Genomic DNA, 24,390 nt, shown 5'->3' on the forward strand with positions numbered 1-24,390 from the left:
CCACGGGACATGTCAAATGAAACACCGGACATTGCTGCCCGGTGCTTGCGGCGGTCTTTAGAGGGCCGTCATGAAATTGTCAACAGCGGCAAAGCTCGAAACCACCACTATTCCGCTGCCAGCCGTTGGTCCCCGCCAGCATCAGGTGCGCTGGCGTCGCCCGGCGCCGTCTGGTTGTCCATATCAGGGAAAGCAACGATACGCTTGCCGGAAAAATCGGCGTGCACGACGATGATGCCCTGCTCCTCGAAATAGCCAAGCAGGCGCCGCGCGCGGCGCGCGGAATGGGTGCCGTAGGCGCGGGCGATGCGGGCGTCCGACGGGCACGGTTCGCCGCAGACGGCGGCCTTGGCGAGCATCAGGAAGACGCCCTGCAGGTCGTCGGTGACACCTGAAGACAGCGACAGCGCCGTCGCCCACGCATCGGTCGCGGCCGTTGCCGCATCGACGCCGGAGCGCGAGATCGCCACGCGCCGGCGGAAATCCGGCAGCGCAATCGGCGGTCCCGGTACGCGGCGCATGCGCAGCCGTACCAGAAAGTCCTGGTAAAGCACCGAATCGGTGCGGAAGGCAGATGCCGGATCGTCCAGTATCTCGGCCAGCACGCCGGCAAGGCGCTCCTCCCGCTCCTCGGCGGAGACTTCCACCTGGCTCGCCCTCGCCTCGACCGGTGCTGCTGACGCTGCCGGCGTCGATCGCGAGAGTTCTGCCAGGATATCGGTCGTCGGCCGCGGCGCCGGCGCGGCGCGGCGCACCAGCGGACGCTGGAATTCCTCGGGATCGGGCGTGAAAATCAGGTCTTCGACATCTTGAGGCGCATCCGGCAACGGCATCAGCTTCGGGCTGGAAGAGCGCGCCGAGGTCTCCACCGCGCCGATCTGGATCGGCAGCGGCCGGCGCGACAGCGCCGGTCCGAGAGCGACGAAATTGCCGCGCTTCAGATCGCGGAACATCTCGGCCTGGCGCCGGTCCATGCCGAGCAGGTCGGCAGCACGCGCCATGTCGATATCAAGAAAGGTGCGGCCCATCAGGAAGTTCGAGGCCTCGGCCGCGACATTCTTGGCGAGCTTGGCAAGCCGCTGCGTCGCGATCACGCCGGCAAGGCCGCGCTTGCGGCCGCGGCACATCAGGTTGGTCATCGCGCCGAGCGACATCTTGCGCGCATCTTCCGAGACATCGCCACCAACCGACGGCGCAAACATCTGCGCCTCGTCGACCACGACGAGAACCGGATACCAGTATTCGCGATCGGCATCGAACATGCCGTTGAGGAAGGCGGCGGCGGCGCGCATCTGGTCTTCGAGATCGAGGCCTTCGAGCGTCAGCACGCAGGAAACGCGGTGCTGGCGGATGCGGTTGGCAATGCCCGCCAACTCCGCCTCTGTGCGCTCACCGTCGACGACGACGTGGCCGAACCTGTCGCTGAGGGTGACGAAATCACCCTCGGGATCGATGATGACCTGCTGCACCCATTGCGCCGATTGCTCGAGCAGACGGCGGAGAAGATGCGATTTGCCGGAGCCGGAATTGCCCTGAACGAGCAGACGTGTCGCCAGCAGCTCCTCGATATCGAGCGTCGCCGGAGCGCCGGACGCCAGTCCCATATCGATGCCAACCTGCACGTCCAATTCCCCTTACAAATTCCCGGCCCGTCTCTAGCAGATTCGCAGGCACTGTTGTCGACAAACCTTTAAGAACCCACAGGGAAAGCCAGCCCTACAGCATCGGCCCGAAAATCGGAATCGATTTTCGGAAAGCCTGATGCGTCGATTCAAGAAGATGGAGCGCCGTGCGTCCAAATGAACGCACGGCGCTCCAGAGAAATAAGGCTTCACACCGCCTCGCGCTCGACGAGGTCGCCCGCCATGTCCTTCTGCGTCGGAATCAGCAAAGGTGTGCAGAGCAGGCTGACTAAAAGCGGTACCAGCAAGACCGCAAGCCCCGCGCGCAAGCCCAGGAGTTCGCCGAGAAAGCCGATGATCGGCGGCCCGATGAGAAAACCGGTCAGGGCTGCGAAGGAGAGCGTCGCAACGCTTGAAGCGGGCGGGCGGTCAGTCAGCGAAGCGACGGCCGTCACCGCAAGCGGAAACCCGACCGAGACGCCGACACCGACTGCGGCAAAGCCGAGTAGCGCAAGCGGCGTCGCCGGTGCAAGGAGAACGACGAGCATGCCGGCAAGCGAGGCGATGCCGCAGCCACGGGCGATGGCAACCGCGCCGAAACGGCCCTTCATGTAATCACCGCTGAAGCGCCCCGCCGCAACCATGAAAGCGAAAACCGAATAGCCGAGGCCGGTTTGCGCGCCTTCTGCATTCATGACATCGCGGAGATAGACCGCCGACCAATCGGCGATCGCACCTTCGGTCATCGTCACGCCGAAGACGAAGGCGCAGATCCCGAGCAGAGCAAGACTGGGCAGCTTGAAGCCGGTCATCGCCTGCGAATTCTCCGCATGGTGACTTTCCGGCAATTTCGGCAGGCGCAGGCTGGCAATCAGCGCAGCCGGCAGGATGATAATCGCCGTTATCAGGATCGACCAGTGCGGCGAAAGCCCGATGGCTATAGCACCAACGCCGATCAGGCTGCCTGCCATGATGCCGAAGCTCCAGAAGCCGTGGCAGCGGCTCATGATGACCAGCCCCGTCGCCTTCTCCGTCACATCGGCCTCGACATTCATGCCGAGTTCCACCGTCGAAAGCGCGACCCCAACGACAATCAAGGCGAAGAATAGAAGCATGGCGTTGGGCGCGAAGGCTGGAAGCGAAACCACGGCAAGAAAGAAGATGAAACCATAGATGATCGCCATGCGCCCGCCGATGCGCGAGACGAGGCGGCCGGCAAACGGCAGGGTGATCAGCGTGCCGATCGGCAATCCCAGAAGTGCGAAGGCGAGATCGGCGGTGCCGAGTTCAAGCTTCGCCTGGATATCAGGAATGCGCGGCAACCAGGCGCCAAAGGCTATCGGCTGCAGAAAGAAGATCAGCATGACAAGTCTTTGCAGCGGCACGGCGCATCCCTTTATGTCTTGAGCGGCAAACACGCGCCCGCGATTCCCCGCGGAGATCTTGCGCGATGGCATCGGTGAAATAAAGCGCGCAGTGCCTTATCGCGTGCTGAGACCGAAACCCTGCATCAGTCGGCGCGTCGCAAAGTCGGGATTGCCGGATGTAAAGACGGCAAAGTCGAAATTATCGGGGTGAACGGCATCGGCGATCTGCGGAACGAGTGTGCGCGCCCGCCGGGCAATGGCTTCTGCCGGATCCAGCCAGTCCACCGGCCAAGGCGCAAGCCGGCGGAAAAGATTGGCCATGAAGGGATAGTGCGTGCAGGCGAGCACGACGATATCGGTCTTGCGGCCTTCCTTCTCGACGAAACATTGGTCGATCTCGCTCAGCACCGCCTCATCGGAAACCACGTCGCCCCGGATATAGGCCTCCGCCATGCGCGCCAGGTTTTCCGACCCGACGAGCCGCACATGGCATTGCTGCGCAAAGGACTGGATGAGATCACGCGTATAGGCGCGCTTGACCGTCCCGGGGGTGGCAAGCACCGAAACGAGGCCGGAGCGTGTACGCTCGGCGGCAGGCTTGATGGCCGGCACCGTGCCGACGAAGGTCATCTGCGGAAAGGCGGCGCGCAGATCCGCACCGACGAGCGTGAAGGCGGTGTTGCAGGCGATGATGCAGACTTCCGGGTCGTGCTCTTCGAGCAACCGGCCGAAGAGGCCGATCACCCGCTCCTTCAGCGCCTGCTCTTCCCAGCCGCCATAGGGAAAGCCGGCATCGTCAGCGACATAGATGAAGCCGCGTTCCGGCATCAGCACGCGCGCCTCGCGCAGCACGGTCAGCCCGCCGATGCCGGAATCGAAGACGAGGACGGGTTTCAGCTCATGCGTCGGCGCTGTCATCTGGCGGTGTTTCCTTGGCCGCTGTCGGGAACCGGCCGCCGCGCGGGCTCTTGCGCGAGAAGCGGTCGAGGGAGGAGATGACGCCGCGCAACACGCTGATTTCCTGCTCCGTGAAGGCTCGGCGGGATAAGACAGCGCGCAGATTGTCGACCATTTTCGGCTTTTTCCCGGCAGGATGGAAATAACCGCGCGCATCGAGCGCCTCTTCCAGCTGGTCGAACAGGCCGAACAGCTGTTCCTTGGTCGAAGGCGTCTGCCCCATCGCCTGGAAGGGCACAGCGCCGAGATCCTCCATGCCTGATTTCATCCATTCATAGGACATCAGCAGCACCGCCTGGGCGATGTTCAGCGAGGCGAAAGCAGGATTGACGGGGAACGTGACGATCTCGTCGGCAAGCGCCACCTCCTCGTTGGTCAGCCCCCAGCGCTCGCGCCCGAAGAGGATGCCGGTGCCCTCGCCGGCGCGGAACCTCGCCCGAAGCGTCTCAGCGGCGATGACGGGCGAGCGGACCGGCTTATAGCCATCGCGCTCGCGCGCCGTCGTCGCATAGACGAAATTAAGATCGGCGACCGCCTGTTCCAGCGTATCGTAGACCTTGGTCTCCTCGATCACGTGATCGGCCTTGGAGGCGGTCGCCAGTGCTTTCTCGTTCGGCCAGCCGTCGCGCGGATTGACGAGGCGGAGCTCGGCAAGGCCGAAATTCGCCATGGCGCGCGCCACCATGCCGATATTCTCGCCCATCTGCGGCTCGACCAAAATGATGGCCGGCCCTTCGGCCAGAAGTTGACGCTCGCTGTTCGTGCCTGCCATGGTTCTATCCCTGTTTCGAGCGCGCAATAACCTCGCCCGGTGCAAACGGCAAGACATCAGCCTGCGGATAGAGCCTTTCCAATGCCGAACCGATCATTTCGAGCCCCAATCTGGCGCCCTCGCGCGACAGCGGCAGATGCCGTCCTGTCGTCCGCGATGCCTTGCGCTCGATGAAGAAGCAGGTCGAGCCTTGCGCGGCCGCATCCTTCATCAGCGCCAGATCCGAGGCGATCAGCCTGTTCAGCTCGTCGGCCTCGTCCGATGCTGCGTAGCTCTTCGCCAGGATGCGCGCCCAATAGGTGCAGGAGAGGAAGATCGCCAGCGTCTGGCGAATCTGGCCCGGCCGCGTCACCACCGACCAGGAGGAGCCGAGCGGCTTGGCAGCAACCGTCACGTCGCGGTAGCAGGCATCGATCTTCTGCGACAGCGTAATTAGCGCAAAACCGCTCTTGCCTTCGCCGATCGCGCTCAACAACTCGTCCAGCGCCTGAAACCAGCGGGCGAGTGCTGCATCAAGCGCGCCCCGCGTGCGTGCGGGAAAGACCAGGAAGGCGACCGCCGTTCCGGCCACCGCGCCGATCAAGGTCTCCCCGATGCGCAGCTGCAGGAGATCGAGCGTCAGCACCCCGGTCATGCCATAGACCAGGCAGAGCACAATCGAGATGAAGAAGGTCATCGTCGCGTAGGAGACCTGCAGGAAATAGAAGGCGAGGAAAATGCAGATGCCGGCGACAGGAATGGCGATGACAGGCTCACCCGAAATCAGCGTCGCCAGCACGAGGCCGATGGCGATCCCGAACACCGTGCCCAGCGACCGCGACAGCGCTTTCATCGCCGTGTCGCCGCGCGAATTGGTGTTGGTGAAAACCAGGAAGGCGGCAAGCACCGCCCAGAACCAGCGGTCGCGCGACAGAAGCAGGCCGAAGCCCATGGCAAGGGCCGAGGAGAGCGTGATCTGCAGTGCCGAGCGCAGCAGCGGATTGGCAAAGGAAAAGTCGATCCTTTCGGGCTGCGCAGTGTCCTTGACGACATCAATGCCGGCAAAGCCGGAGGCCTGCCCCTCGGCGATCGCCTGCGTCAGCTGCTGCCGCGCCTCGCCGAGCCAGAGAAGCGCCCGCACGGTTTCGCCCTGAGGCTCGTCCCTGATGGCTTCCGCCATGGCACTATAGGGTGCAAGCTGGGTTGCATCCGCCTCGATCACCGCATGGACGAGCGCAAAAGGCGGCGGGCTCTGAAAGCTCAGCACAATCGCGCTCTCGGCGGCGAGATGCGCATCGAAGAGCCGGATCGCCAGCTCTGCGGCGGGATCCGCGGCGGCATCGAAAACCCCGCCGGGCGGGCGTGGAATGAAGGTCTCCGCCATCAACACCACTTCCTTCAGCCGCTCTTCCAGCTGGCGCAGCTCCTGCCGGTCGGCTTCGCCGATCTCGGCGCCACCGGCAAGGGTGGCGAGCTTGAAGAGGATCTGGTTGATCCGGCCGCGCACGCTTTCGAGCGAGCGCAGCAGGTCGCGCCGCCAGTCGTCCGGCAGGAGCACGGCTCTCACCAGATGGCCAACGAGCACCGAGACGACGGGGCCGATCGCCACCGCTGGCAGCTCGGCAAGAGAAGGCCGGAAATAGGACCCCATGAAATAGGAGGTGAAGGCGAACATGCCGACTGCAAAACCGCGCGGCCCGAACACGCGGCCCGCCGATGCGAGCGCGATTACCACCAGAAAGACGAGATCGGAGAGAAAGCGGCGATCCTCAAGGCCCGCCGCGATGGCGACAACGCCAAGGCTTGCGACGCAACCGAAGAGCCGCGTCACCAATTGTCGCGCATTGCCCTTGTCGCGAACAGCCACCCCGCCCTCGATCGATAGCACGATGCCAAGACCGAAAGCCGCCGTCGGCAACGGCACGATGAACATCTGGATGGCGAGGAGGATTAAGAAGGAGAAAACGATCGTCAGCGTCACCCGCGAAGCCATGCGCAGGCGCGAAAGCGCCGGATCGTTTGCAAGCAGCCAGTCGCGGAACTGAAAACCGGAAAACAAATGCAAACGCCCCTCATGCCGCCCAGATCGACAGATACCGCCGCAAGAGCGGAAATCAAACCGCCCGAGATCGAATCCCGATGCTCTCGAATGTCGCGCGCCTATTGGCCTTTGGCAATCAGCGCCATCGTCGCCTTCAGGGAATCGCGTGCCTGCGTCTCGATATTCTCGGTGACGATATCGTCGATGACGGGTTTGCCGCCTTCTTCGACCACGAGGAAATGAACGGTCGTATAATCCTTGGCGTCAGGAGCGTCCGAGCAGGCGGATTTTCGGAAGCGCACCGTCACCTCGGCCACGCCGTCGACCACAGGCGCTGCCGCCATCGTCAGATCCTCCAGCGGGCAGGCATCCTGGCCGTTGACGATGACGTCGTAGTCGAAGGGCGAAATGCCGTCGTCGTCGACGGCAGGAAACTGCGCCGCCGCCTGGTATCTCGCGACGAAATCGCGGCTGTAGAGATGGTCGAGCCGGCTCGCATCGAAAATGTCGGTCCAATCGCTGTTATTGTCGGCCCAATTGCTCTTGGTCGCCTCCATGATCTCCCTCACGGGAGCGGTAATGTCGGCGGCATGGCCGATGCCGGAAAAGGCGATAAGGCTTACGATAACAACGGCGAATGTCTTCATGCTCGAATGTCCGGGGGCGGCAGATCGAGGCGGACACTAGCCAAATTCCAGCACTTGGCAATGGCGGCAAAAACGCATTGTCGAGCCCCTTGCAGCTTTGCGTTCCCTGATCACAATGCTATAGCGCTCCTCATCACATCACCCACCCGGGACGCCGGTCCCCATTGAAGCTCGAACGAGGCAGATACATGAACAAGATCAAGGTCGCCAATCCCGTCGCCGATCTCGACGGCGATGAAATGACGCGCATCATCTGGCAGCTCATCAAGGATAAGCTGATCCATCCGTATCTTGACCTCGACATCGACTATTTCGACCTCTCGGTCGAAAACCGCGACGCCACCAACGACCAGGTCACCGTCGATGCCGCCAACGCCATCAAGAAGTACGGCGTCGGCATCAAGTGCGCGACGATCACGCCGGATGAAGCCCGCGTCAAGGAATTCAACCTCAAGGAAATGTGGAAGAGCCCGAACGGCACGATCCGCAACATCCTCGGCGGAGTTATCTTCCGCGAACCGATCATCTGCAAGAACGTGCCGCGCCTGGTTCCCGGCTGGACCAAGCCGATCGTCGTCGGCCGCCATGCCTTCGGCGACCAGTACCGCGCCACCGATTTCAAGTTCCCCGGCAAGGGCAAGCTGACGATCAAGTTCGTCGGCGAAGACGGCACAGTCATCGAGAAGGAAGTCTTCAACGCACCGGGCGCCGGCGTTGCCATGGCCATGTACAACCTCGACGAATCGATCCGTGAATTCGCCCGCGCTTCGATGATGTACGGCCTGATGCGCAAGTGGCCGGTCTATCTGTCGACCAAGAACACCATCCTCAAGGCCTATGACGGCCGCTTCAAGGACATTTTCGAGGAAGTCTACGAGACCGAATTCAAGGATCAGTTCAAGGAAGCCGGCATCACCTACGAACACCGCCTGATCGACGACATGGTCGCCTCGGCGCTCAAGTGGTCGGGCGGTTACGTCTGGGCCTGCAAGAACTATGACGGCGACGTCCAGTCCGACACCGTCGCTCAAGGCTTCGGCTCGCTCGGCCTGATGACCTCGGTTCTGCTGACGCCCGACGGCAAGACGGTCGAAGCCGAAGCCGCTCACGGCACGGTCACCCGCCACTACCGCCAGCACCAGAAGGGCCAGGAAACCTCGACGAACTCGATCGCCTCGATCTTCGCCTGGACCCGCGGCCTAGCGCACCGCGCCAAGCTCGACGACAATGCCGAGCTTGCCCGCTTCGCCGCGACGCTCGAAAAGGTCTGCGTCGACACCGTCGAATCCGGTTTCATGACCAAGGACCTGGCGCTGCTGATCGGCCCCGACCAGCCGTGGCTCTCGACCACCGCCTTCCTCGACAAGATCGACCAGAACCTGCAGAAGGCCATGGCGTAAGCCGGCCTTTCCGAGATAACATCGAAGCGGCGGGGATCTCCCCGCCGTTTTCATTTTGGGAGAATGAACCGATGACGGCCATCCTGCGACCGCTCGAATCCTCGGACCGCGCCGCTTGGGAACCCTTGTGGGAGGCCTATCAGCGCTTCTACGAAGTGGTCATTCCGCCAGAAACCACCGATCTCACCTGGGCTCGCTTCCACGATCCTGACGAACCGATGCATGCACTCGGCGCCTTCGACGAAGACGGCCGTCTTGTCGGCATCGTGCATGCCATCTTTCACCGCTCCTGCTGGCTGCCGCAATGGACCTGCTACCTGCAGGATCTCTATGTCGACAATAGCCAGCGCGGGCTCGGCACCGGAGCCGCATTGATCGAGGCCGTCGCCGACCTCGCACGCGCCAACGGCGCAGGCAGGCTCTACTGGATGACCCACGAGACCAATGCAACGGCCCGCCGGCTCTATGACAGGATCGCCGAGCGCTCCGGCTTCATCCAATATCGCAAGGCGCTCTAACGGTCGGGACTTGCAGGCGGCCATCGCTGCGCTATTGATTCCGTGGGACCAAATAACGGCAACACGAGGAGGACGTCATGACAGAAGAATTGGTATTCTATACGAACCCGATGTCGCGCGGCCGCATCGCGCGCTGGATGCTGGAGGAGATCGGCCAGCCTTACCGCACCGAACTCCTGACCTTCGGCGAAACCATGAAGGCGCCGGAATATCTCGCGGTCAATCCGATGGGCAAGGTGCCGGCAATCCGCCACGGCGACACCATCGTCACCGAATGCGCGGCGATCTGCGCCTATCTAGCCGAGACCTTCCCCGAAAAGGCCCTGGCGCCGAAGCAGGAGGAGCGCGCCCGCTATTACCGCTGGATGTTCTTTGCCGCCGGCCCGCTCGAATCGGCGGTGACGATGAAGGCTCTCGGCTTCGAAATTCCGAAAGAGCGGCTGCGCATGGCCGGGTGCGGCGGTTTCGGCGACGTCATGAACACACTCGAGAAAGCCGTCTCCGCTTCGACCTACATCACCGGCGAGCGTTTCACCGCCGCCGACGTCTATGTCGGCTCCCATATCGGCTGGGGCATCGGATTCGGCGGCATCGAAAGACGCCAGGCCTTCCTCGACTATGTCGGCCGCATCAGCCAGCGTGAGGCCTACAAGCGGGCCAACGCCCTTGATGACGAAGCCATCAAGACAATGCAGGCCGCCTGAGAGAAGTGCTAAGCGTCCCCGGCGGCGCGGCAGATCCGCCGCGCCGCCGATCGATGACTTCATACGAGCGGCATGTGAATATCCGTCAGAAGCTCGGTCGGCGACACCTCGCGCGGATTGTTGAGATATTCCTCGAACATGACCCCGTCCTTCAGCTGCCGGCCGGATTTCGGCAGCCAATCGGCAAAGAGCCACTGATAGGACTTGGACATGTCGGCATAGGGACCCTTGTGGCGCAGCACCGCATAATCGCCGCCCTCGATCGTGCGCCGCTCGAAGGGTGCCGCCGCCGGCACTTCGGCAGCGCCGGTGACGCAGGCTATCGAGCGCAGCTTTTTCTCCGGCACAAGATCGGGATCGTCGAGATAGACGCCGATCATCCGCATGTCGGGCTTGGCAAGGCCGCGGGCATAAAGCGTGCCGAACAGCGTCTCGAAGGCCTTGTCGATCTGCATGTAGGAGCCGGTATGGGCAACGCCGATCAACTCGATCGGCCCGATCTCGCGTATGGTAACGTCTAACATGGCTTTGGTCTTTCCGTCAGGTGAGGGTTCGAAGGCTGTGTGGCTTCCCTCTTTCCGATAGCGGGCCGGCGGCATGCCGTAGACCGACTTGAAGATACGATTGAAGGATTGGAGATTGGGATAGCCTGATCGCTTCGCAATTTCGCTGACGGCAAGCTCCGTGCGGACGATCTCGCCCGCCGCACGATGCAGCCTGAGCCGCTTGACGGTGGCCGCCAGCGTCTCGCCGTAAATCGCCCGGTAGATCCTGTGCCAGTGATAGCTCGACATGCAGGCAATCTCGGCAAGGCGCTCCATATCCAGCTCCTCGTCGAGGTGGTCGTGAATATAGGCCGAAACCCGTCTAAGACGGTTTTCATAAAGTGCCCATGCCGTGTCGCCATTCATGTCGGAACCTCGTGCAAATCGATCGGCTTGAGAGAACCATAACCCGATTTGACAAATCCTGCGGACTTGAACCTTCGGCGAATCCTGCGTAGACCGGAATTCCGGCTCGAACTCAAAAGGAATGATAGATGCCGGATTTTTCAACATTAATGCTCTTTGCCGCCGCAGCGCTGGTGCTGACCGCCACGCCCGGTCCCGACATGCTGCTGATCGCCTCTCGCAGCATCAGCCAGGGACGCGCTGCCGGTTTCCTGACCTATGCCGGCATCGCGCTCGGCACCTATTGCCACGCCATTGCCGCAGCCTTTGGGCTGTCGCAGCTCTTCATGACCGTGCCGGCCGCCTATGAGACGGTGCGCTGGGCCGGCTGTTGCTATCTTCTCTATCTCGCCTACAAGACGGTCCGCTCGGAAGGCATCGCCTTTCAGCCGGCATCGACGCTGAAGCGACTGTCGGGCCGGCGTATCTTCTCTGCGGGCCTTGCCACCAATCTGCTCAATCCGAAGATGGCGCTCTTCGTCATGGCGCTCTTTCCGCAATTCGTGAATGCGTCAGCAGGATCTCTGACGGTACAGATGCTGATACTTGCAAGCATCCTGAACGGCATCGGCCTCGTCGTGAATGGCGCCGTGATTTTCCTAGGAAGCACGATCCGTTCGAGACTCCAATCGACGAGGCGTTTCCCGAAGTTGCCGCAATATATCCTGGCAACGGTCTTCACCGGGCTCGCCTGCCGCCTGGCATTGCAGCCGCGAAGCTGAACATCGAGTGACCACGGTCGCTGAAAACAAAACCGGCTGCGAAATCCATGATCTCGCAGCCGGTTTAAATTTCAAACTGTTGTCAGGCGGTAGTTCAGCCGGCAAGTGCTACGGCAACTGCCTCGATCGCTTCATCGGCCTTCGATCCGTCGGGGCCGCCGGCCTGCGCCATATCGGGGCGGCCGCCGCCGCCCTTGCCGCCGAGGGCGGCCGAGGCGATGCGGACGAGATCGACGGCGCTGTAGCGCTGCACGAGATCCGGTGTCACCGCCACGACAGCACTTGCCTTGCCGTCGTCGGACACGCCGACGAGGGCAACGACGCCGGACCCGATGCTGGTCTTGCCGTCATCGGCAAGACCTTTCAAATCCTTGGGGTCGACGCCCGAAATCGCCTTGCCGAGGAATTTGACGCCGGCGACTTCGCGCACGGCATCGACCGAACCGCCCTGCCCGCCGCCCATGGCGAGTTTGCGCTTGGCGTCAGCCAGTTCCTTTTCGAGCTTGCGGCGCTCGTCCATCAGCGCTTCGACACGCGACAGCACTTCGCCCGGCTGCACCTTCAGCGAGGCGGCAAGCGTCTTCACGCGTTCATCCTGTTCGGCCAGATATTCCCGCGCCGATTCGCCGGTGACGGCCTCGATACGGCGAACGCCGGCGCCAACGGCACTTTCGCCGAGAACGCGGATCAGGCCGATCTGGCCAGTGGCCCCGACATGCGTGCCGCCGCAGAGTTCGATCGAATAGGGCTTGCCGGCCTTCGCGCCACGCACGCCCTCGCCCATCGCCACGACACGGACTTCATCGCCGTATTTCTCGCCGAACAGCGCCATCGCGCCTTCGGCGATCGCATCGTCGACGCTCATCAGCCTCGTGGTAACCGGCGAATTCTGCAGCACGATCTCGTTTGCCATATCCTCGACGATCTTCAGCTCCTCGGCCGACATCGGCTTCGGATGCGAAACGTCGAAGCGCAGGCGCTCGGGCGCGACCAGCGAACCCTTCTGGGCAACATGGGTGCCGAGCACTTCGCGCAGCGCCTCGTGCAGCAGGTGGGTCGCAGAATGGTTGGCGCGCAGCCGCGAACGGCGGGCATGATCGACCGTCAGCACGACCGCATCGCCGTCCTTGAACACGCCGTCGACGACCGTACCCTGATGCACGAACAGGCCTTCGCCCCTCTTCTGCGTATCTGAAATCTCGATCTTGCCGTGGTCGGACGAGATCACGCCGGTATCGCCCATCTGGCCGCCGGATTCGCCGTAGAACGGCGTCTGGCTGACGACGATCTGCACCTTGTCGCCGGCCGACGCCTCGGCAGCGACAGCGCCGTCCTTGACGATTGCCTGCACGACACCCTCGGCCGTCTCGGTATCGTAGCCGAGGAATTCGGTGGCGCCGTGTTTTTCCTTGAGCTCGAACCAGACGGTTTCCGTCGCCTTCTCGCCGGAACCGGCCCAGTGCGAGCGGGCTTCGGCCTTCTGGCGCTGCATCGCATCGGTGAAGCCGGAGATGTCGACGCCGATCTCACGGGCACGCAGTGCATCCTGCGTCAGATCGAGCGGGAAGCCGTAGGTGTCGTAGAGCTTGAAGGCGGTCTCACCATCCAGCATATCGCCCTTGGCAAGATCCGTCGTCGCGTCCGACAGAAGCGACAGGCCGCGTTCCAGCGTCTTGCGGAAGCGGTTTTCCTCGAGCTTCAGCGTTTCCGAGATCAGCGCCTCGGCGCGCACCAGTTCCGGATAGGCGCGGCCCATCTGCTGCACCAGCGTCGGCAGCAGCTTGTAGACCAGCGGCTCCTTGGCGCCGAGCAGCTGCGCATGGCGCATGGCGCGGCGCATGATGCGGCGCAGCACATAACCGCGACCCTCATTCGACGGAAGCACGCCGTCGGCGATCAGAAAGGCCGAGGAGCGCAGGTGGTCGGCGATGACGCGGTGGCTGGCGCTGCCTTCAGCCTTGACGCCCATCGTATCCTCGATGGTGCCGATAAGCGTGCGGAAGAGATCGGTGTCGAACACGCTCTGAACGCCCTGCAGAATGCAGGCCATGCGCTCCAGCCCCATACCGGTATCGATCGACGGGCGAGGCAGCGGGTTGCGAACGCCAGGCTCGGTCTGCTCGAACTGCATGAAAACGAGGTTCCAGAATTCCAGGAACCGGTCGCCATCTTCCTCCGGTGAGCCCGGAGGGCCGCCCCAAACATTCTCACCCTGGTCGATGAAGATTTCCGAGCACGGGCCGCAGGGGCCGGTATCGCCCATCTGCCAGAAATTGTCGGAGGTCGAGATGCGGATGATCTTGTCGTCGGAAAAGCCGGCGATCTTCTTCCACAGCGTCGCAGCTTCCTCGTCCTCGGAATAGACGGTCACCAGCAGACGGTTCTTCGGAAGGTCGAAGCCTTCGGTAACGAGCTTCCAGGCAAGCTCGATCGCATTCTCCTTGAAATAGTCGCCGAAGGAGAAGTTGCCGAGCATCTCGAAGAAGGTCAGGTGGCGTGCAGTATAACCGACATTGTCGAGGTCGTTGTGCTTGCCGCCGGCGCGCACGCATTTCTGCGAAGTCGTCGCCGTCGAATAGGGACGCTTTTCGAGGCCGGTGAAGACGTTCTTGAACTGCACCATGCCGGCATTGGTGAACATCAGCGTCGGGTCGTTGCGCGGCACGAGCGGGCTCGACGGAACGATCTCATGGCCGTTCTTCTTGAAATAGTCGAGGAAGGTCGACCGGATATCGTTCACACCGCTCATGCTATGCCCTTCAATGCTGCCGGAGGCAGGTAATTTAAATTCATCGGCTTTTAACGTTCACCCCCGCCGCTGTCCAGCAGACAAACAAAACCGGCCGCATTCTCATCAGGAATGCGGCCGGCTGGAACTGTCCGATGAGTTTAGGCGCGAAAATTACATTTCCGCAGTGGCATCGCCATCGCCGTCATCGGGGTCCGGTCCACCGTTCTGCAGGAAACGGTCGGCGATCAGGCCGGCATTCTGGCGCAGCGACAGTTCGATCTCGCGGGCGAGGTCCGGATTGTCGCGCAGGAAAGTCTTGGCGTTTTCACGGCCCTGGCCGAGACGCTGGCTGTTATAGGAGAACCAGGCGCCCGACTTTTCGACGATGCCGGCCTTGACGCCGAGATCGACCAGTTCGCCGGTCTTGGAAACACCCTCGCCATACATGATGTCGAACTCGACCTGCTTGAAGGGTGGCGCCATCTTGTTCTTGACGACCTTGACGCGGGTCTGGTTGCCGATCACCTCTTCGCGCTCCTTGACAGCGCCGATGCGGCGGATGTCAAGGCGCACGGAAGCATAGAATTTCAGCGCATTGCCGCCTGTCGTCGTTTCCGGCGAGCCGAACATGACGCCGATCTTCATGCGGATCTGGTTGATGAAGATCACCATAGTGTTCGACTTCGAGATCGAAGCGGTGAGCTTGCGCAGCGCCTGGCTCATCAATCGTGCCTGCAGGCCGGGAAGGCTGTCGCCCATTTCGCCTTCGATTTCGGCGCGCGGCGTCAATGCCGCAACCGAGTCGACGACGAGAACGTCGACGGCGCCGGAGCGCACCAGCGTATCGGTGATTTCAAGCGCCTGCTCGCCGGTATCGGGCTGCGAGATCAGAAGGTTCTGCAGGTCGACGCCAAGCTTGCGGGCATAGACGGGATCGAGCGCATGTTCGGCATCGACGAAGGCGCAGATGCCGCCCTTCTTCTGCGCTTCGGCAATCGTCTGCAGTGCAAGCGTCGTCTTACCGGAGCTTTCCGGCCCGTAGATTTCGATGATGCGGCCCCTCGGCAGGCCACCAACGCCGAGTGCAATATCGAGACCAAGCGAGCCGGTCGAGATCGTCTCGATCTCGACAACATTCTCGTTGGAGCCGAGTTTCATGATCGAGCCCTTGCCGAACGACCGCTCTATCTGTGAGAGTGCCGCTTCAAGCGCCTTGCTTTTGTCCACCGATTTGTCCTCTACCAGCCGCAATGAATTCTGAGACATCCGATCCACCTTTAGGTTATTGAAGCCGCTCAAGCAATGTCGAGTTTGTACCCTATTTGTTCCATTTTCGCAATAGGCGATCAAACAGTTGAAAGAAAAAGGTAAAACGACACGTGTTCTGCATTTGTTTTATCGATGAAAAGCAACGGCTTAGGCCAAAAGTGCCGACTCGGCCGCGGCAGGGCGCACCGTATCGATTCGTCCTTCGGGCATCGGGAGAGCGGATCGGATGAAGAAAAAGATTCTTGTTCTCGGCGGCGCCCATATCGACCGGCGCGGCCGCATCTGCGGCGAGACGGCGCCTGGCGCCAGCAATCCCGGCACCTGGTTCGAGGAGCCGGGCGGCGGTGGTTTCAATGCGGCGCGCAACCTGGCAAGGCTCGGTTTTCAGGTGACGATGATCTCGCCGCGCGGCGGCGATCCGATGGGCGAGACGGTCGGAGAAGCTGCCGATTTCGCCGGCATCGACGACCGGCCCTTCGTCTTCCTCGACCGCAAGACGCCGAGCTACACGGCAATCATCGAGAAGGACGGCAATCTGGTGATCGCCCTCGCCGACATGGATCTTTACCGCTTCTTCGTGCCGCGGCGTCTCTCCATCCGCTGGGTGCGGGAGGCCTTCGCCGCCCATGATTTCGTCCTCTTCGACGCCAACCTGCCGGAGGAGACGATCGCGGCGATCGTCGCAAAGGCCCGTTCGCTCGCCAAGCCCGTAGCAGCAATCGCCATCTCGCCCGCCAAGGTCGTCAGGCTGAGACCCTGCATCGGGGGTATCGACTACCTGTTCCTGAACGAAGCCGAGGCCGCTGCTCTTACGGGCGAGCGGCCGGAAGAGGCTGCGGGCTGGCCGCCGTTGCTGAACGAGATCGGCATCAGGAACGCCGTCGTCACCCGCGGCCGGCGCGAGCTCGTCGCGCTTTGCGAGGGCCGCGCCGTGACGCTGCAGCCGCCGATTGCCGACACCGTCGCCGATGTTACGGGTGCCGGCGATTCACTTGCGGCCGGCACGCTCGCCGCATTGATATCAGGCCTGCCGCTCGAAGAGGCCGTCCGCCACGGCACCGCGGCCGCCACGCTGACCGTCCAGTCGCAGCATGCCGTGAACGAAAATCTGACACCCGATCTGCTGAATGAAGCGCTTGCCCTTGTTCCCAAGGTCAGAATTCTGCATTGAAGTGGCCGATTAAATAGTTTGAGCATGATGTCGCCCGAAAGCCGCTCGCACTTCGGCATCATGCTCAGTCGATCACAGGACAAGACCATGACTAAGCCCATCTCCCCTCTTCTGCCGATCGCCTATTCGAAGGAAGTCGCCAGCGCCAAGCAGCGCGGCGCGCCGCTGGTGGCGCTGGAATCGACGATCATCACCCACGGCATGCCCTATCCCGGCAATATCGAGATGGCCCGCAGCGTCGAGGCCATCATTCGCGAACAGGGTGCGGTGCCGGCAACGATCGCCGTCATTCACGGCACGCTGCATATCGGCCTCGAAGCTGCGGAACTGGAGCAACTCGCCAAGGCGACCGAAGTGATGAAGGTGTCACGCGCCGATCTCGCCTTCGCCATCGCCGAGCGCCGCACCGGCGCCACCACGGTCGCGGCGACGATGATCGCGGCGGCGCGCGCCGGCATCCGCGTCTTTGCCACAGGCGGCATCGGCGGCGTGCATCGCGGTGCCGAGGAAAGTTTCGATATATCAGCCGATCTCGAGGAACTGGCGCGCACCGGCGTCATCGTCGTCTGCGCCGGCGCCAAGGCGATCCTCGACATTCCGAAGACGCTGGAAGTGCTGGAAACCCGCGGCGTGCCTGTCGTCACCTATGAGAGCGAGGAATTCCCCGCCTTCTGGTCGCGCTCCTCGGGCATCCGCAGCCCGCTGTCGCTGAACAGCCCGGCCGCGATCGCCAATTTCCAGACGGTTCGCGAACAACTCGGCATCGACGGCGGCATGCTCGTCGCCAATCCGGTCCCGGAGGCCGACGAGATCGCGAGCGAGGAGATGGAAATCTATATCGAGCGGGCGCTCGACAGCGCCGAACGCGACGAAGTCACCGGCAAGGCGGTCACACCCTATCTTCTGTCGACCATCTTCGACCTGACGGACGGCCAGAGCCTGAAGACCAACATCGCGCTCGTCGAAAACAACGCGCGACTTGCCGCTGAAATCGCGGTGGCGCTGGGTGAATGAGGGGTAATGCGGGTTGGCCGGAATCGCCTTGCTAGATAGCTGGTGCCGCTCCAGCCCCGCTCTGCCCTGCCGGGCATCTCCCCCACAGGTGGGGAGATGACAAGCGGCTAAGGCTTCCCGCCACATCAACGTCTCGCTGCATTACAATGGATACTTGGTTGGGGAATCCGGTGCGCCCAGCCGATCTCCCCACCCGTGGGGGAGATGCCCGGCAGGACAGAGGGGGGGCCAACACGGCACGACCTCTCCGTCAAACCTCCCTCACCCGTCCAACGTCTCCTTCACCACAACAGCAAGCTGCTTCAGCGAGAAAGGCTTCGGCAGGAAGCCGAATTTCGCCTCCGGCGGCAGGTTGCGGGCAAAGGCATCTTCGGCGTAGCCCGAGACGAAGATGAACTTCATGTCGGGATAGGTCTTGCGCAGCTCGCGCAGCAGCGTTGGGCCGTCCATTTCGGGCATGACGACGTCGGAAACGACGATATCGACCTTGCCGTCGAGTTCTTCCAAGATGGCCAGCGCCTCGACGCCCGAGCCCGCCTCGTGCACGGTGTAGCCGCGCGTTTCCAGCATGCGTTTGCCGCCGCGACGCACCGCCTCCTCGTCCTCGACGAGAAGAATGACGGCCGATCCCGTCAGGTCCTCCGGCTGCTGCCGCGATACCGGCAGCGGCACCACTTCGGCCCCGGCGATGGCGCCGTCGATCGAGCCTGCTTCGGCGGCCACCGCCGGCTCCGGAATATGGCGCGGCAGGAAGACGCGGAAGGTCGTGCCTTTGCCGACTTCGGATTCCGGCTGGATATAGCCCCCAGACTGCTTGACGATGCCATAGACCATGGCGAGGCCAAGTCCCGTGCCCTTGCCGACATCCTTGGTGGTGAAGAAGGGCTCGAAGATCTTGTCCATGATCTCGGGCGCGATGCCGGTGCCGTTATCGGCGACTTCAACTAGCACCATGTCCTCGGCCGGCATGTAGGAGTAATTGAAGGCCGAGACCTCGGCGGCGGTCAGATTGCGGGTGCGCAGTGTCAGCGTGCCACCCTCGGGCATCGCGTCGCGCGCATTGACGCAGAGATTGATCAGCACTTGCTCGAACTGCGAAAGGTCTGTTTTGACAGGCCAGAGGTCGCGGCCATATTGCACGTCGAGCTTGACATTGGTGCCTGAGAGCAGCCGGTCGACCAGCATGCGCAGGTCGCCGACGACATCGGTAAGGTTCAGCACCGAAGGCCGCATCGTCTGCTTGCGCGAGAAGGCGAGCAGCTGGCGCACCAGCACGGCGGCGCGGTTGGCGTTGCGCTTGATCTCTATCAGGTCGGCGAAGCTGGCATCGGCCGGCCGCGCCTGCAGCAGCAGGTGGTCGGAGGAAAGCAGGATCGCCGTCAGCACGTTGTTGAAATCATGCGCGATACCGCCGGCGAGCGTTCCCACAGCATTCATCTTCTGCGTCTGCGCCATCTGCGCTTCCAGCGCCTTCTGCTCGGTCACCTCGACGGCATAGACGATCGCCGCCTCCTCTGGCGCCTCGTCGCTCTGGTCGATGACGGCATTGACATAGAAGCGGAAATAGCGCGCCTCGTCGGTCGGCGTCCGGGTGTCGAGGGGCGCGATGTCGCCCTGGCGGTCCTTGGCCGCCGCCAGCGCCGCGGCCAGCTGTGGCCGGTCGCTCTCCTGCACGATGGTTTCAAGATGCGGCGCCTTTTCGAGGTCGTCGCGCGAGACGACGCCGGAGAACATCTTCAGGAACGGCGCGTTGGTCCGCAAGATGCGCCCGTTGCCGTCGACCGAGGCGATCGCCATTGGCGTATTGTTGAAGAAGCGCGTGAAGCGCATGGCGGCGGCCGAAGCGGACTGGCCGCCGGCATCGCTCTTTTCACGCGCCAGCACGATCGTCCGGCTTTCGCCGGGTGCGCCGTCGCGCATCGAGGTAACACTATGGATGATCTGCACCGGCAGGCTCTGGCCGTTGCTCTTGCGCAGGTCGAGATCGAGCGTCACGGTCTTCTTGAGACCCGGTTCGGCCTGCACCGACTGGATCAGCGCCAGTCCTTCGCCCGCCACCACGTCGCCGATCGTCATCGAGCCCGGCACGAACTTGGTGAGGTCGAGGCCGAGCCACTCGGCAAGCGTCGCATTCAGGTAGAAGATCTCGCCCTTCCTGCCGGCGGAAAAGAAGCCGGCTGGCGCATGGTCGAGATAGTCGATCGCGTTCTGCAATTCCTTGAAGAAGCGCTCCTGGTCGTCGCGCTCCGTGGTGATGTCGGTGATCTGCCAGATCTGCAGCGGCTTGCCGCCGTTTTCCTCCGGCTGCAGCAGCCGCGCCTTCAGCCGGTACCAATGCGCGCCGGAGCTGTTGCTGCCAGGCCCGACGGCGCGCAGCAGGCGAAATTCCTCCCGGCCTTCCTTGCCCTCGCGCAGGCCGTTGACCAGCCTGTAGAGCGCCTCGTTGGATTCGCGATGGCGCGACAGCAGCGTTTCCAGCGTCTGCACCTCGGTCGCCTTGCGCGCGCCGGTCAGCGCGCCATAGGCGGCATTGGCATAGATGATCCGGCCTTTTTCGTCGGTGATCAGCGTACCGTCGGGATGGCTGTTGAGGAAGGCGCGCGCCAGGCTGTCGGACTGGTGCTGCGGCATGACCTCGATAAAGCCGATGACCGAAGACACCAGGAAGAAGATGCCGACCATGGCGAGCACGCCGAGACCGCCAAGCACCACCTCGTTGTCGAGCGACTTTTTGAAGAAGACGAAGGCGCCGGCAGCTGCGATCAGCACGAGCGCCAGCAGAAGAATGCGCAAGACCGTGCCAGAACGCCCCCCACGATCCACAAGTGGTGCGTTATAGTCGTCGGCCTGACGCGGTTTCGTCATATATTCCTCACATAAACCCTACCGCTTCGTAGCACGAACACGAAGCAGGAATCAGGCACTCTTTCCTTCTTAGCAATTTGCCGCGTCGGCAAAAACACCGCTGGCCGGCAAGACTGCTTGAATTCACAGGCAACAGCGCCATCTGCCCCAGAAGCCCACCGCTGCCACCCGCGCGCAAGGTCGCCGGGTGCCAAGCAGCGGAACACGAAATCGCGTTCTCCCGTGACTGGACAGCACCGGCGGCCCTTGCCTAAGGAACGGAAAAGTCGTCAATATGTGCCGAATGCGAAATGGAGTAAGTGACTATGTTGGATGATGTTGTCGGAGCTTATGGCAGCCGTTTCCTGCTTGCGGCCGGTGGCGTCGGTCTGGCGCTTCTCCTGCTCATCATCGTGCTCTGGGTGATCCGCAGCCGGGCGCCCTCGCCCTTCGTACGCGGCGGCCGCAATCGCCAACCCCGCCTGCAGGTGCTGGATGCCGCAGCCGTCGATGCCCGTCGCCGGCTGGTGCTGGTGCGCCGCGACGAGGTCGAGCACCTGATCATGATCGGCGGCCCGAGCGATATCGTCATCGAAAGCCGCATCCTGCCGGCAGCGGCCGAGCAGCCGGAAAGCGCCATCCGCCCTCAGCCCGTCGAGCAGCGTCCGATATCCGTTGCGCGGCCGGAAACGCCACCGGTCTCGCCACCGCGCCCGCCGGTCGCAGCCCGTGTCGAGCCGGCGGCCGAGCCCGCTTTCTCCGCGCCGGCTTCGGCGGAGCCGCGCCCGCGCCCAGAACCGTCGGCCCAACCGCCGGCTCAGCCGGCCGTCGCACCGCCGGTGGTCACGAGCCCTCTTCCAGCAGAGCCGGTGACTGCAGCGCTGTCGGCCGAGCGCGACAATCCTCTGCGCGCCGTCCCACCCCAGCCGCGTCCGCTGGAGCGTCCCGTCGCTCCCCCGGCCGCGCAGCCAGCCCCGTTCCACGATACCTCAAGTGCCGCCGAGATCCTCGATGCCGCCCGCCAGCGCGTGCTGCCGCAGCAGCGCATCGAACCCGAGGTCTCCGCCCCGCCTGTCAAGGACATGCCGGCGGCCGCACGAGCCGCACCGGGTAGCGCCGAAGACGATTCGGCTGCGCAGTCGGCAGCAGCGAGCCGTCTTGATTTCCAGCGGGTGCTGGAACAGGAAATGTCGAACAATCTGACGGCCGAACGCATCGTGCCGGCGCCGGCAAACCAGGCGCCCCGGCCCGGAGCGCCGCAACCCGGAAACCTGCCGCGCCGCGATCCGGAAATGGCCCCGATCACCGGCGCCGATACCGATCTGCAAAAGGAAGTCGCCCGCATCTTCGGCGAGATGAGCGTCAACCGCGACAAGTAACCGGGCGCGACAAGTGAGCGGAAACGCACGTCCGACCTTCCTTCATCACCAAGTTGCATAAAAGCCGCAATGCGGCGACTTTCAGTTCCCGATGCACCAGGGGACTCCATCTTGTGCTGATAATTTGTTATCGCTCCAGTTGAAGAGCGTTGGCGCATCGAGGTCATACTTTGCCTAAGTAAATACCGGTCTCACTCCAGTTTCACCCGTACTGCCGGACAGCGACACGCTGACGGCGTATGAACATGTTCATCGGGTGGTGGCGAGAGACCGGTTTGGCATTGTTGACATGTGCCATGTGCAGCTCCGCTGTCTCAGCTCTTCCGCCGCCCAGAACATCGCCACACCGCGCCCCCAAGGGCTTTCTCACGCACCATCCTGGTGGACTTCCGAACGGAAGACCAACACGATATGTGCAATACCCTTCGGGTCCGATGGACCATTCTGCCGAAAACAGCGCCCCAGCCCTGGATTGTGTGCAGCGGCTGCGGGGGCCTCAGAGCTTTCCGATGCAGCGACAAGATCCGGCTCAACGCCAATGGCCGCAAGCTCGATGCCTGGCTTGTCTACAAATGCTCGACCTGCGAAAAGACGTGGAACCGTCCGATCTTCGAGCGTCGGAATGTTCGCGACATCGATCCCGCAGTCCTCGAGGCGTTGCAGTCCAACGATCCGGATTGGATCCGGGCAGAAGCGTTCAACCTCGAAGCTCTCAGGCGCAAGTCGCAGCGTGTCGACGAGTTTGCTGAATTTGAAATCGCAAAAGAGATGCAGCAGGACATTGCCAATTGGACGAGACTGGAAATCGAACTGATGGTCCAGTTTCCATCCAGCACGCGCCTCGACCGCCTGCTGGCGTCCGAGTTGCAAGTTTCGCGCACCCGGCTACAGGCTCTTCACGATGGTGGCATGCTGCGGACGGATTCGAATCGAGCAGACGTTTTGCGGCGGCGGATCAAGAACGGCACCAGGGTTGCAGTCGACCTCGCCGCCGAGACCGGCCGGGAGCAATGGTGGAGGTCTGTGGCGACCGGAAGTTCACCCTAATTGTAAAAGGCGCCGCGATCTGATCGCGGCGCCTATTTTGCTTTCATGCCTGCATGAAAACTCTCATTCGTCGCGATAGACCTTTTCGCGGCGTTCGTGACGCTCCTGCGCTTCGATCGACAGTGTCGCGATCGGGCGGGCGTCGAGACGCTTGAGGCCGATCGGTTCACCGGTTTCCTCGCAATAGCCGTAGGTGCCGTCGTCGATGCGCTGCATTGCCGCGTCGATCTTCGAAATCAGCTTTCTCTGCCGATCACGGGCGCGAAGTTCGATCGCCCGATCTGTTTCCGACGACGCCCGATCGGCGAGGTCGGGATGGTTTGCGCTTTCCTCGGCCAGATGGTCGAGTGTCTCGCGCGCTTCTCTAAGGATATCATTTCTCCATGCAACCAGCTTGGCCCTGAAATAGGCGCGCTGGTTTACGTTCATGAACTCTTCCTCTTCCGAGGGAACGTAATTGCTAAGATCGATCTTCTCACTCAACGCGATTCTCCTGAAGAACATCTCATCTGGCGGGGTGTATATCCCAAGCGCTAGTCGCGATTCAAGCCAAATACGACAGGTAAACAGATTTTTAAATCTGTCACAGTTTTCGGCTAACAGACTATTTTCTCATCATTATTCCGGCTGTCGTTTTTTGCTTCGCCTTCAAAACGCCGTGTTGTCAGCCGCATTTTGGGCAGCTGGAGCAGCGCTGACGGTTGACGCCGGCCGATTGCAACCGCTACTGAAAAGGCCCGCTGGATCTTGGATTTGCCCATGACCGTACCCCTGCCTCCGCCCAACCGCATCTATCTCCTGCGCCACGCCAAGGCCGCCCAGGCCGAACCCGGACAGCGCGATTTCGACCGGCCGCTCAACGAAAATGGCTTCGGCGATGCCGAAATCATCGCCGACAAGGCCGCCGACAAAGGCTACCGTCCCGATCTTCTGATCAGTTCGACCGCGCTGCGCTGCCGCGGTACCGCCGATGCGGTGTACCGGGCGATGGGCCTTACGCTCGAGGTCCGTTATGTCGACGCGCTCTATAACACCACGGTTGATAACTATCTCGAGATCATCGATGCGCAGGAAGAGGCCGCCGTCATGCTGGTCGGCCACAATCCGACCATGGAGCAGGCGCTGGAGACGCTGATCGGCCACGATGCGATGGTCAGCGCCCTTCCCGGCGGCTTTCCGACGGCAGGCCTTGCCGTGCTCGATTTCGATGCTTCCGCCACCGTGTGGCACCTCACCGATTTCCTGGTCGCCTGAAG

The 24,390-nt window shown here is 62.5% G+C and carries 21 protein-coding genes; 9 read left to right on the forward strand and 12 right to left on the reverse strand.

From position 1 onward, the window contains the following. Nucleotides 1-107: 107 nt before the first annotated feature. From RL_RS13555 to RL_RS13580, 6 genes are all read right to left on the reverse strand, one after another. Entirely contained in the window at nucleotides 108-1,622 is a 1,515-nt protein-coding gene (locus RL_RS13555) for an ATP-binding protein (protein ID WP_011652168.1), read from the reverse strand. Nucleotides 1,623-1,831: 209 nt separating this feature from the next. Beyond that, nucleotides 1,832-3,007, reverse strand: coding sequence for an MFS transporter (locus tag RL_RS13560; RefSeq protein WP_028741245.1), 1,176 nt, complete (start codon nucleotides 3,005-3,007; stop codon nucleotides 1,832-1,834). A 96-nt stretch (nucleotides 3,008-3,103) separates the two neighbouring features. Then, nucleotides 3,104-3,907 carry a glutamate racemase gene (gene murI, locus RL_RS13565; RefSeq protein ID WP_011652170.1) on the reverse strand — a complete coding sequence of 268 codons (804 nt, stop codon included), beginning with the start codon at nucleotides 3,905-3,907 and terminating at the stop codon, nucleotides 3,104-3,106. Further along, nucleotides 3,888-4,718 carry an RNA methyltransferase gene (locus RL_RS13570; RefSeq protein WP_011652171.1) on the reverse strand — a complete coding sequence of 277 codons (831 nt, stop codon included), beginning with the start codon at nucleotides 4,716-4,718 and terminating at the stop codon, nucleotides 3,888-3,890. The genes murI and RL_RS13570 overlap by 20 nt, the downstream gene beginning before the upstream one ends. Nucleotides 4,719-4,722: 4 nt before the next feature. Further along, the gene (locus RL_RS13575) at nucleotides 4,723-6,762 is read right to left on the reverse strand and encodes an FUSC family protein (protein ID WP_011652172.1); all 2,040 of its coding nucleotides are present in this window, start codon (nucleotides 6,760-6,762) and stop codon (nucleotides 4,723-4,725) included. 95 nt (nucleotides 6,763-6,857) lie between these two features. Next, nucleotides 6,858-7,385, reverse strand: coding sequence for a hypothetical protein (locus RL_RS13580; RefSeq protein WP_011652173.1), 528 nt, complete (start codon nucleotides 7,383-7,385; stop codon nucleotides 6,858-6,860). A 188-nt stretch (nucleotides 7,386-7,573) separates the two neighbouring features. Between RL_RS13580 and RL_RS13585 the strand changes: the two genes are divergently transcribed. The 3 genes from RL_RS13585 to RL_RS13595 all read left to right on the forward strand — a co-directional run bounded on the left by RL_RS13585 (nucleotide 7,574) and on the right by RL_RS13595 (nucleotide 10,007). Then, on the forward strand, nucleotides 7,574-8,785 hold the full coding sequence (locus tag RL_RS13585) for an NADP-dependent isocitrate dehydrogenase (RefSeq protein WP_011652174.1): 1,212 nt from the start codon (nucleotides 7,574-7,576) through the stop codon (nucleotides 8,783-8,785). Between the two features lie 71 nt (nucleotides 8,786-8,856). Beyond that, nucleotides 8,857-9,303 (forward strand): GNAT family N-acetyltransferase, encoded by a 447-nt coding sequence (locus tag RL_RS13590; RefSeq protein WP_011652175.1) that lies wholly within the window; start codon nucleotides 8,857-8,859, stop codon nucleotides 9,301-9,303. 77 nt (nucleotides 9,304-9,380) lie between these two features. Beyond that, on the forward strand, nucleotides 9,381-10,007 hold the full coding sequence (locus RL_RS13595) for a glutathione S-transferase family protein (protein WP_011652176.1): 627 nt from the start codon (nucleotides 9,381-9,383) through the stop codon (nucleotides 10,005-10,007). Between the two features lie 59 nt (nucleotides 10,008-10,066). On the opposite strand, the gene RL_RS13600 is transcribed toward RL_RS13595, so the two are convergent. After that, the gene (locus RL_RS13600) at nucleotides 10,067-10,918 is read right to left on the reverse strand and encodes an AraC family transcriptional regulator (protein ID WP_011652177.1); all 852 of its coding nucleotides are present in this window, start codon (nucleotides 10,916-10,918) and stop codon (nucleotides 10,067-10,069) included. Between the two features lie 128 nt (nucleotides 10,919-11,046). On the opposite strand from RL_RS13600, the gene RL_RS13605 reads away from it, so the two are divergent. Further along, nucleotides 11,047-11,679, forward strand: a complete 633-nt coding sequence (locus RL_RS13605) for a LysE family translocator (protein WP_028741244.1) — start codon at nucleotides 11,047-11,049, stop codon at nucleotides 11,677-11,679. Between the two features lie 94 nt (nucleotides 11,680-11,773). On the opposite strand, the gene alaS is transcribed toward RL_RS13605, so the two are convergent. Next, entirely contained in the window at nucleotides 11,774-14,428 is a 2,655-nt protein-coding gene (gene alaS, locus RL_RS13610; RefSeq protein WP_011652179.1) for an alanine--tRNA ligase, read from the reverse strand. Nucleotides 14,429-14,581: 153 nt separating this feature from the next. Then, nucleotides 14,582-15,676 (reverse strand): recombinase RecA, encoded by a 1,095-nt coding sequence (gene recA, locus RL_RS13615; protein ID WP_003540131.1) that lies wholly within the window; start codon nucleotides 15,674-15,676, stop codon nucleotides 14,582-14,584. Nucleotides 15,677-15,905: 229 nt separating this feature from the next. Here recA and RL_RS13620 point away from each other — a divergent pair, with 229 nt between their 5' ends. Both RL_RS13620 and RL_RS13625 read left to right on the forward strand, forming a co-directional pair. Continuing rightward, entirely contained in the window at nucleotides 15,906-16,850 is a 945-nt protein-coding gene (locus tag RL_RS13620) for a carbohydrate kinase family protein (protein WP_011652180.1), read from the forward strand. A gap of 87 nt (nucleotides 16,851-16,937) precedes the next feature. Beyond that, nucleotides 16,938-17,864 carry a pseudouridine-5'-phosphate glycosidase gene (locus RL_RS13625; protein ID WP_003559809.1) on the forward strand — a complete coding sequence of 309 codons (927 nt, stop codon included), beginning with the start codon at nucleotides 16,938-16,940 and terminating at the stop codon, nucleotides 17,862-17,864. A 261-nt stretch (nucleotides 17,865-18,125) separates the two neighbouring features. Here RL_RS13625 and cckA read toward each other — a convergent pair whose 3' ends face one another. Further along, the gene (cckA, locus tag RL_RS13630) at nucleotides 18,126-20,729 is read right to left on the reverse strand and encodes a cell cycle histidine kinase CckA (RefSeq protein WP_011652182.1); all 2,604 of its coding nucleotides are present in this window, start codon (nucleotides 20,727-20,729) and stop codon (nucleotides 18,126-18,128) included. Between the two features lie 299 nt (nucleotides 20,730-21,028). On the opposite strand from cckA, the gene RL_RS13635 reads away from it, so the two are divergent. After that, the gene (locus RL_RS13635; protein WP_011652183.1) at nucleotides 21,029-22,087 is read left to right on the forward strand and encodes a flagellar biosynthetic protein FliO; all 1,059 of its coding nucleotides are present in this window, start codon (nucleotides 21,029-21,031) and stop codon (nucleotides 22,085-22,087) included. 411 nt (nucleotides 22,088-22,498) lie between these two features. Further along, the gene (locus RL_RS13640) at nucleotides 22,499-23,134 is read left to right on the forward strand and encodes a DUF1062 domain-containing protein (protein ID WP_041936339.1); all 636 of its coding nucleotides are present in this window, start codon (nucleotides 22,499-22,501) and stop codon (nucleotides 23,132-23,134) included. Nucleotides 23,135-23,197: 63 nt separating this feature from the next. Here RL_RS13640 and dksA read toward each other — a convergent pair whose 3' ends face one another. Beyond that, entirely contained in the window at nucleotides 23,198-23,617 is a 420-nt protein-coding gene (gene dksA / locus RL_RS13645) for an RNA polymerase-binding protein DksA (RefSeq protein WP_003559816.1), read from the reverse strand. A gap of 113 nt (nucleotides 23,618-23,730) precedes the next feature. Next, nucleotides 23,731-23,895 (reverse strand): hypothetical protein, encoded by a 165-nt coding sequence (locus tag RL_RS39840; protein ID WP_157865200.1) that lies wholly within the window; start codon nucleotides 23,893-23,895, stop codon nucleotides 23,731-23,733. Here RL_RS39840 and RL_RS13650 point away from each other — a divergent pair. Then, the gene (locus tag RL_RS13650) at nucleotides 23,894-24,388 is read left to right on the forward strand and encodes a SixA phosphatase family protein (RefSeq protein WP_011652185.1); all 495 of its coding nucleotides are present in this window, start codon (nucleotides 23,894-23,896) and stop codon (nucleotides 24,386-24,388) included. The genes RL_RS39840 and RL_RS13650 overlap by 2 nt on opposite strands. Nucleotides 24,389-24,390 lie beyond the last annotated feature (2 nt).

The sequence above is a fragment of the Rhizobium johnstonii 3841 genome, assembly GCF_000009265.1.
GTDB classification, from domain to species: Bacteria; Pseudomonadota; Alphaproteobacteria; order Rhizobiales; family Rhizobiaceae; genus Rhizobium; species Rhizobium acaciae.